This is a genomic window from Achromobacter sp. UBA4530 (assembly GCF_002388205.1).
GTDB lineage: Bacteria > Pseudomonadota > Gammaproteobacteria > Burkholderiales > Burkholderiaceae_B > Achromobacter > Achromobacter animicus.
This window is the reverse complement of the sequence record NZ_DGMA01000016.1, coordinates 223,089-230,450: the sequence shown is the minus strand read 5'-3', so window position 1 is coordinate 230,450 and position 7,362 is coordinate 223,089. Positions and strand designations below refer to the sequence as shown.

Annotated in this window: 8 protein-coding genes; 6 read left to right on the top strand and 2 right to left on the bottom strand. The window is 66.8% G+C overall.

Features of this window, described 5'->3' with window-relative positions; translation table 11 throughout:
• Window positions 1-290: 290 nt before the first annotated feature.
• Entirely contained in the window at window positions 291-1,088 is a 798-nt protein-coding gene (locus B2W22_RS14770; RefSeq protein WP_286938354.1) for an alpha/beta fold hydrolase, read from the top strand.
• A gap of 46 nt (window positions 1,089-1,134) precedes the next feature.
• On the opposite strand, the gene B2W22_RS14765 is transcribed toward B2W22_RS14770, so the two are convergent.
• Window positions 1,135-2,172, bottom strand: coding sequence for an alpha/beta fold hydrolase (locus B2W22_RS14765; protein WP_286938353.1), 1,038 nt, complete (start codon window positions 2,170-2,172; stop codon window positions 1,135-1,137).
• A gap of 220 nt (window positions 2,173-2,392) precedes the next feature.
• Between B2W22_RS14765 and B2W22_RS14760 the strand changes: the two genes are divergently transcribed.
• On the top strand, window positions 2,393-3,205 hold the full coding sequence (locus tag B2W22_RS14760; RefSeq protein WP_286938350.1) for a hypothetical protein: 813 nt from the start codon (window positions 2,393-2,395) through the stop codon (window positions 3,203-3,205).
• Window positions 3,206-3,209: 4 nt separating this feature from the next.
• On the opposite strand, the gene B2W22_RS14755 is transcribed toward B2W22_RS14760, so the two are convergent.
• Complete coding sequence (locus B2W22_RS14755) at window positions 3,210-3,974, bottom strand: lytic transglycosylase domain-containing protein (protein WP_286938349.1); 765 nt, start codon at window positions 3,972-3,974, stop codon at window positions 3,210-3,212.
• 279 nt (window positions 3,975-4,253) lie between these two features.
• On the opposite strand from B2W22_RS14755, the gene B2W22_RS14750 reads away from it, so the two are divergent.
• The 4 genes from B2W22_RS14750 to B2W22_RS14735 are packed head-to-tail and all read left to right on the top strand — an operon-like array spanning window position 4,254 to window position 7,352.
• The gene (locus B2W22_RS14750) at window positions 4,254-4,922 is read left to right on the top strand and encodes a response regulator transcription factor (protein WP_105237018.1); all 669 of its coding nucleotides are present in this window, start codon (window positions 4,254-4,256) and stop codon (window positions 4,920-4,922) included.
• Between the two features lie 4 nt (window positions 4,923-4,926).
• Entirely contained in the window at window positions 4,927-6,480 is a 1,554-nt protein-coding gene (locus B2W22_RS14745) for a sensor histidine kinase (RefSeq protein WP_286938344.1), read from the top strand.
• Window positions 6,481-6,519: 39 nt separating this feature from the next.
• A complete protein-coding gene (locus B2W22_RS14740) occupies window positions 6,520-6,807 on the top strand; it encodes a Flp family type IVb pilin (protein ID WP_286938342.1) in 288 nt (95 codons plus the stop codon).
• A 14-nt stretch (window positions 6,808-6,821) separates the two neighbouring features.
• Entirely contained in the window at window positions 6,822-7,352 is a 531-nt protein-coding gene (locus B2W22_RS14735; RefSeq protein ID WP_286938340.1) for an A24 family peptidase, read from the top strand.
• Window positions 7,353-7,362: the final 10 nt, after the last annotated feature.

Below are 7,362 nucleotides of genomic sequence, written 5' to 3'. Positions count from 1 at the left end.
GATTCCCTCGGGCGCATCGACGGCGCTCGCCTCCCCGGTGACCACGACGCCGTGCTGCCAGGGTCTTTGGTATGCGCGCTACAAGACCTGTGGTCGGGGTAGGAGATCTGCGGGGCCGCCGGGTTGCTGCCGCCCGGGCGGCGGCAACCCGGCATCGGGTTCGTGGGGCGTCGTGGCGGTGTGCGCTGCGCGTCTACGCTACTATTTCGCACTGTCCCCGGGGAGGCGGCTGGCGTGCCGCCAGCGCATTCAAGTGGCTTCCCGTGCCATCTATTTCGTGAGAACCCGAGATGTCGTCCGTCGAATTCCAAGATGTCTTCGTCCCCGCCGCCGGCGGCCAGCTGTTTGTGCGGCGCTGGACGCCCGCCGCCTCTGCCTCCTCCGGCGAGCGCGGCGTGCCGATCGTGCTGATGCACGACTCTCTGGGATGCGTGGAGTTGTGGCGCGACTTTCCGGAGCGGTTGGCGGGCGCAACGGGTCGCGAGGTCATTGCCTACGACCGGCTGGGGTTCGGCCGGTCCGATCCGTACAAGGGGACGCTGGGCGTGGACTTCGTAGTGCGCGAGGCTATCGAGGGATTTCGCGCCGTGCGCGAGGCGCTGGAGCTGGATCAGTTCGCGGCGTTCGGGCACAGCGTGGGTGGGGGGATGGCGATTGCCAGCGCTGCGGCTTATCCGCAGTCTTGCCGCGCGCTGATTACCGAGTCGGCGCAGGTTTATGCCGAGGAACGCACGTTGGAAGGGATCCGCCAGGCGCGGGAGTCTTTCGCGCAGCCGGGACAGCTGGACCGCCTGAGGAAGTATCACGGCGAGAAGGCGGCCTGGGTGCTGAGCGCGTGGATCGACACGTGGCTGTCGCCGGACTTCGCGGACTGGACGCTGGACCCGCAGTTGGCGCAGGTGAAGTGTCCGGCGCTGGCGCTGCATGGCGACAACGATGAATACGGGTCCACGGTGCACGCCGAGCGCATTGCGCAATTGGCGGGCGCGCGGCCGGTTATCTTCGAGAACTGCGGCCATGTGCCGCACCGGGAGATGCCCGAGCAGGTGCTTGCGACCGTGTCGGATTGGCTGCCGCGCGCCGGCTGAGCGGCGCGTGGTGTCGCGGTGTGATGCGGGGTGACGCGTTTCTGCGCTACAGGCGCGTGACGCGTAGCACGGCGTCGGCAAACGCTTTGGGCGCCTCTTGCGGCAGGTTGTGGCCGATGCCGGTGCCGACGTCGATGTGCTGATATTTGCCGGTGAACTGGCCGGCGTAGGCAGCGGGTGGCGGATGCGGGGCGCCGTTGGCGTCGCCTTCCATGGTGATGGACGGAATGCCGATCTTGGGCAGTTGTGCGAGGCGCGCCTCGAGCGCGTCGTATTGCGCTTCGCCCTGCGCCAGCCCCAGCCGCCAGCGGTAGTTGTGCACAACGATCTCGACGTGGTCGGGGTTGTTGAAGGCGCGTGCGGATCGCGCAAACGTTGCGTCGTCAAAGCGCCATTGGGGCGAGGCCAGTTGCCAGATCAGCTTGTTGAAGCTGTCGACGTTGGCGGCGTAGCCGGCGGCGCCGCGTTCGGTGGCGAAGTAGAACTGGTACCACCATTGCAGTTCGGCCTGCGGCGGCAGCGGCTTGCGGTTGCCTTCCTGGCTGCCGATGAGGTAGCCGCTGACGGACACCAGCGCTTCGCAGCGTTCGGGCCACAGGGCCGCCATGATGCAGGCGGTGCGCGCGCCCCAGTCGAAGCCGGCGACGACTGCCTTTCGGATCTTCAGGGCGTCCATCAGCGCAATCATGTCGACGGCGACGACGGCCTGTTCGCCGTTGCGCGGGGTGTCGGGCGACACGATCCGGGTGGTGCCGTAGCCGCGCAGATGGGGCACGATGACGCGGTAACCGGCGGCGGTCAGGCGCGGCACGACGTCGATGAAGCTGTGGATGTCATAGGGCCAGCCGTGCAGCAGGATGGCGACGGGGCCGTCGGCGGGGCCGGCGTCCACGTAGCCCACGTCGAGCGTGCCGGCGCGGATCTGCCGGATGTTGTTGAACGTGGGGACGAGGCCTTGGGGGGCCTGCGCCACGGACTTGGCGATCGCGTTGCCGCCGAGCGCGAGGCCCAGCAGGCTGGCGCCCGCCAGCGATGAAGTGGTACCCAGCAGGCGGCGCCGCTGGACGTTTACCGGTTCCGACATGGTGATGCTCCAGAAAGTCGTGTTGAAGGGGACATGACTGCTGGACGTCACTGTGGCGCAGGCCGCCGGGCGTTGGGTGTCGGCATGTACGCGCCGCGCGGGCGGATACACAAGGACATAAAAAAGCTGAAGGACGGGCGCTGGAAGGGCTGGAGGCGGCCGGGCGGCACCTTTACTATCACTGCTAGCCGGCACACCCGCCTGCCGGGGATGAATCCGCATGAGCACCCGATCTGCTGCAACGATGTCCTCCCCCCGCTCGCGCCGCGTGCTGCCGTGGACGGTGGTGATCCTGGTGGCGCTGGGCCTGGCGCTCTATGGGCCGATTCCGCAGCTCGAGCACTATCACGACTTTGCGGACAAGCGCTCGTGGCTGGGCATTCCCAACGCGGGCGATGTGCTGTCCAACCTGGGCTTTGCGGTGGTCGGGTGGTATGGCCTGGCGCTGGTGCTGCACTCGCGCCGGCACCCTGCGCTGGATGCGATCCGGCCTGGCTACACGGTGTTTTTCCTTGCGCTCTTGCTGACCGCGTTCGGGTCCGGCTGGTATCACCTGGTGCCGGACAACGCGCGCCTGATCTGGGACCGCCTGCCCATTGCGCTGCTGTGCGCCGGCATCCTGTCCGCCGTGTGGCGCGAAACCGTGGGCGACGGCCGCTGGGTCGATGTGCTGTGGACCGCGCTGGCGGTGGGCAGCGTGGCGTGGTGGTGGTACACCGATCACACGTCGACGGGCGATCTGCGTCCTTACCTCTTTGTGCAGTTCATGCCGCTGGTGCTGGTGCCGCTGCTGCAATGGCGCAACGGCACGCCCATGCGCGAACGGCTGTATTTTGGCGCGGCGATCGGGTTCTACGTGCTGGCCAAGGCTGCCGAGCTGCTCGATCATCAGATCTACGACACCTTTGCGTTCCTCAGCGGGCACACGCTCAAGCATCTGTTTTCTATGGTGGCGGGGCTGATGGTGACGCTGAACTTCGCGCATCGCAAGCGCGAGGCGGATGCTGCCGTCCGCCCGTACCCGCCGGCCTGAACCGTTAGCGCTTGCGCGGCGGCACCACCATGAAGCCTGCCTCGAACTGCCTGACCGCTTTCTGATCGCCCTGGATCGTCCACATGGAAGGGGTCATGCCGGTGTTGTCGGCCAGCACCGCGCGGGGCTGCTGCACTTGCGGCGTGGTCGACGCCCCCGGCTGATACGCCGCCATGATCCGGCTGACGTAGTTGCGCGTCTCTTCAAAATTCGGGATCCGGTTGCCGGCGCGCTGCACGGCGCCTTCGCCTGCGTTGTAGGCGGCCAGCGCCAGCTCCAGATTGCCGTCGTAGCGGTCGAGCAGGGCGCGCAGGTAGCGGCTGCCGGCATCGACGTTCAGGTCCAGCTTGCGAAGATTGGCCTGCAGCGCGTCGTCCGTGCCGGGCACGCCGTACTGGCTGCCGGTGGCGGGCATCAGCTGCATCAGGCCGACGGCGCCTTTGGGCGACACCGCAAGCGTATTGAAGCCCGACTCCGCCTGCGCCACGGCATGCAGCAGGGCGTAATCCAGCCCGTGCCGCTGCGCGGCCTGTTCCAGCGCCTTGCGGACATCCGGACTGGGTTCGGCCGCGCGGCGTGCGCCGCGGCTGCCCGCGGACATGTCGCGGAACAGCAGCCGGTAGCTGTCGTCCAGCGCGGTGGGCGCGAAGTGCGCCATGCCTTGCGCGTCAAACGACACGTAGACGTCGGCGGCAAGACTTGCGGTGGCGGACAGCGACAACAAGGCCGCGCCCAGACAGCGGCGGCTTCGCAACAGAAATGCGGTCATGGCAGCAGGAATCAGCCACGGCGCGCTTCAGCCGCCAGGGCATCGGATCAACAGAACGAAGCGAATTCTACAAGAATAACAATCATTCTTATTTACAATAAGATTAAATCTTGTTAACTTTTAGCCCGTTGCTGTTGCGATATGAATCGTGATCCCATAAGCGCCTGGCTCGAAGGCGCAAGCCTCACGGCTTACCGGGATGAATTTCTGATGCGTGCGGCATGAGAAGTTCGGCGACAAACGCTGGCGGAATGAAGGCACACGCGAGCGAGGAAATTCATGCGGATACTGTTAATCGAGGACGACAGCAAAGTGAGCTATTGGCTGGCCAGCAAGTTCCAGGCTAGCGGCCACCAATGCGTGCCCGTCGACTCGGGCGAACAGGCGCTGATCGCCCTGGACCGCCAGGTGTTCGACATTGCCGTCCTGGACCGCATGCTGCCGGGCATCGACGGCATCGAGGTGCTGCGCCGCCTGCAAGGCCGTCCGCACCCGCCCGTCATCATCCTGTCAGCCGTCGACCAGGCCTCGGATCGCGTCGAGGGGCTGCGCGCCGGCGCGCAGGACCACATCGGCAAGCCCTTCGACTTTCTTGAACTGATGGTGCGCATGGAGCTGCTGGTGCAGCGGCACGACGCCACGCCGCCCAATACTGCGCGTCTGTGCGTGCAGGATCTGCAGATCGACCTGCTGCGCCGCAAGGTCACGCGGTCCGGCCGCGACATCAGCCTGACCGACAAGGAATTCCTGCTGCTGCGCACGCTGGCCGAACACGCCGGGCAGACCGTGCCGCGCGGCATGCTGCTGGAGAAGGTGTGGGGTCTGCAGTTCGATCCGCAGACCAACCTGATCGACGTACACGTCTCCAAGCTGCGCTCGAAGATCGACAAGGATTTCGCGCAGCCGTTGCTCAAGACCGTGCGGGCCATGGGATACGTGCTGAGCTGATCCGATGAATACCGTGCCGTTCGATTTTCCTGAGACCTTGCGGGCGCTCAGGCAGGGACCGCTGTCCCGCCTGTTCGGTTCGTGGCGATCATTCTGGCGCGACGGCCGCGTGCCCGAGAGCGCGTCGGAGCCGCCGCCCACGCGCACCACCAGCCATTTCCGGTACACGGCGTGCTTCGCGTTCATTTTCCTGCTGGTCACGCTGGGTTCCATCGCCTGGGGCCAGAACCTGCTCGAGCACGTCATGGTGCGGCATGTGAAGGACATGGTCGCCGCCGAAATCCGCGCGCACCAGACGCTCAGCAGCCGCGACAGCGCGGTGGACCTGGCGCGCGCGCTGCGCCAGCGCGAAGCCGCCGTGCCGCGCCGCGAGCGCGCGATCTCCGTGCAGGCTGCCGATGGCAGCCTGCTCTACGGCGCCGGCGAACTGCTGTCGCCGCTGATGTGCCGGGGCGGGCAGCAACCCTGCCGCGGCTGGCTGCGGGCGTCGCTGACGACGGGCGAAGGCTCTAGCGAATGGCTGGGCCATGCGTCGCTGCTGCCCGACGGCGGCCGCTACGTCATCGCGTACGACATCCTGCCGATGCTCAACCGCATCTATCCCGTGCCGCTGGTCGTTGGGCTGAGCGTCTTCACCGCGCTGCTGCTCAGCCTGGGCGCGGGCCTGCTGTTCAGCATCGGCGCCGCCAACCGCGTTACGCGCATCCGCCAGACCATGGCGCGGTTTGCACGCGGCGACCAGAACGCGCGCGTGTCGCTGCAAGGCAGCCAGGACGAATTCGACGAACTGGGACACGACGTGAACCAGGCGCTCGAACGTATCGACTTCCTGATGGAAGAGGTGCGCAATGCCACCAATCACATCGCGCACGAGCTGCGCACGCCGCTCACGCGCCTGCAGCAGCGGCTGAGCAACGCCGCCGAGTCGATGCGCAACAACCCCGCGGCGGAAGCGGAGATGGCGTTGGCCGAAGAAGAGGTGCGGCGCATCCTGTACCTGTTCCGCACCGTCATGCGCATCAGCGAGGTCGAGACGGGACGCTGCCACCACGAACCCGCCGAGCTGGACATCCATGCCCTGCTGGCCGATCTGCACGACTACTACGACGTGCTGGCCGAGCAACGCGGTCTGGTCCTGCAGACCCGCATCGAGGACGATCTGCCGCTGCTGGGCGACCGCGCGCTGCTGTTCCAGGCGCTGGTGAACCTGGCCGACAACGCCATCAAGTACGCGCCGTCCGGCACCGTGGTCACGCTGCTGGCGCGGCGGCGCGGCGCCTGGATCGAACTGGGCGCCGCCGACGAAGGCCCCGGCATCGACGCCGACCAGCGCGGCCAGGCCGTGCAGCGTTTCCGCCGGCTGACGCGCGACCGGACGATCTCCGGACATGGCCTGGGCCTCGCGCTGGTGCACGCGGTAGCCGCGCTGCATGGGGGGTCACTGGTGCTTGCCGACAACGATCTGGATGCGCGCGATCCGGACGCACGCGTCACCGCGCGCGGCCTGCTTGCCGTGCTGCGCCTGCCCTGTAGAAGCGCGGCCGGCAGGAGTTCCTGAACGAGTCTTAATGATTCGCAGGTTGATCGCTAGCTGCAAATGAATCCTAATATCGTCTGCGCAATGACGGCTGTCAAAGCCTTCGTTTTTTTCCTTCACGACGATTCTTTTTTGGACTTTTCCGTGACCTCCCGCATCCAACAATTCCTTCGTGACGAAAGCGGCGTGACCGCAATTGAATACGGCATCCTCGCCGCTGCCATGGCCGCCGCCGTGGGCGTGATCTTCGGCTCCGACGGCGCGTTCATCAGCGCGCTGCGCGACAAGTTCGGCGCCATCGCCAGCGACATCACCGAAGCCGGCACCGACGCCCGCTCGGGCGGCTGATCGCCGGACGTTTCGTGGCGTACTCCCTGCCCAGCATCATCCTCCTGCCCGCTCTGGCGTGGGTGGTGGTGTCCGACCTGCTCTATCGCCGCATCAGCAACCGCCTGGTGCTGGCGTTGCTGCTGGCATGGGTCGCGTATGCCGGATGGACGCTGGCGCAGGGCAACCCCGCGCTGCGCGCGTCGCTGATGACCGGCATCCTGGCCGGCGCGGGTGTGCTGGTGGCGGGGTATTGCCTCTTTGCCATGCGCTGGATGGGCGCCGGCGACGCCAAGCTGATGGCCGTACTGTGCCTGTGGCTGGGCGAGCACACCTTCGTCTTCCTCATCGTGACGGCACTGGCCGGCGGCGCGATGGCCCTGGCGCTGCCGCTGCTGCGCGCGCTGGAGCGTGCGCTGGCGCTGTTCCTGATGCGGATCAACGTCTGGCTGTCCGGCCTTGTCATTCCCACGCCGCACGCCCTGCGCGACGAGCCCATGCAAGGCATTCCCTACGGGCTTGCGATTGCCTGCGGCGCGGTCTTCGTGCTCTGGAGCGCCAGCTAGCTTTCATCCA

Bases quoted from the DNA above. Each gene is read 5' to 3' on its own strand.
- B2W22_RS14770 (WP_286938354.1), top strand. From the start codon at position 291: ATGTCGTCCGTCGAATTCCAAGATGTCTTCGTCCCCGCCGCCGGCGGC.
- B2W22_RS14765 (WP_286938353.1), bottom strand. From the start codon at position 2,172: ATGTCGGAACCGGTAAACGTCCAGCGGCGCCGCCTGCTGGGTACCACT.
- B2W22_RS14760 (WP_286938350.1), top strand. From the start codon at position 2,393: ATGAGCACCCGATCTGCTGCAACGATGTCCTCCCCCCGCTCGCGCCGC.
- B2W22_RS14755 (WP_286938349.1), bottom strand. From the start codon at position 3,974: ATGACCGCATTTCTGTTGCGAAGCCGCCGCTGTCTGGGCGCGGCCTTG.
- B2W22_RS14750 (WP_105237018.1), top strand. From the start codon at position 4,254: ATGCGGATACTGTTAATCGAGGACGACAGCAAAGTGAGCTATTGGCTG.
- B2W22_RS14745 (WP_286938344.1), top strand. From the start codon at position 4,927: ATGAATACCGTGCCGTTCGATTTTCCTGAGACCTTGCGGGCGCTCAGG.
- B2W22_RS14740 (WP_286938342.1), top strand. From the start codon at position 6,520: ATGAATCCTAATATCGTCTGCGCAATGACGGCTGTCAAAGCCTTCGTT.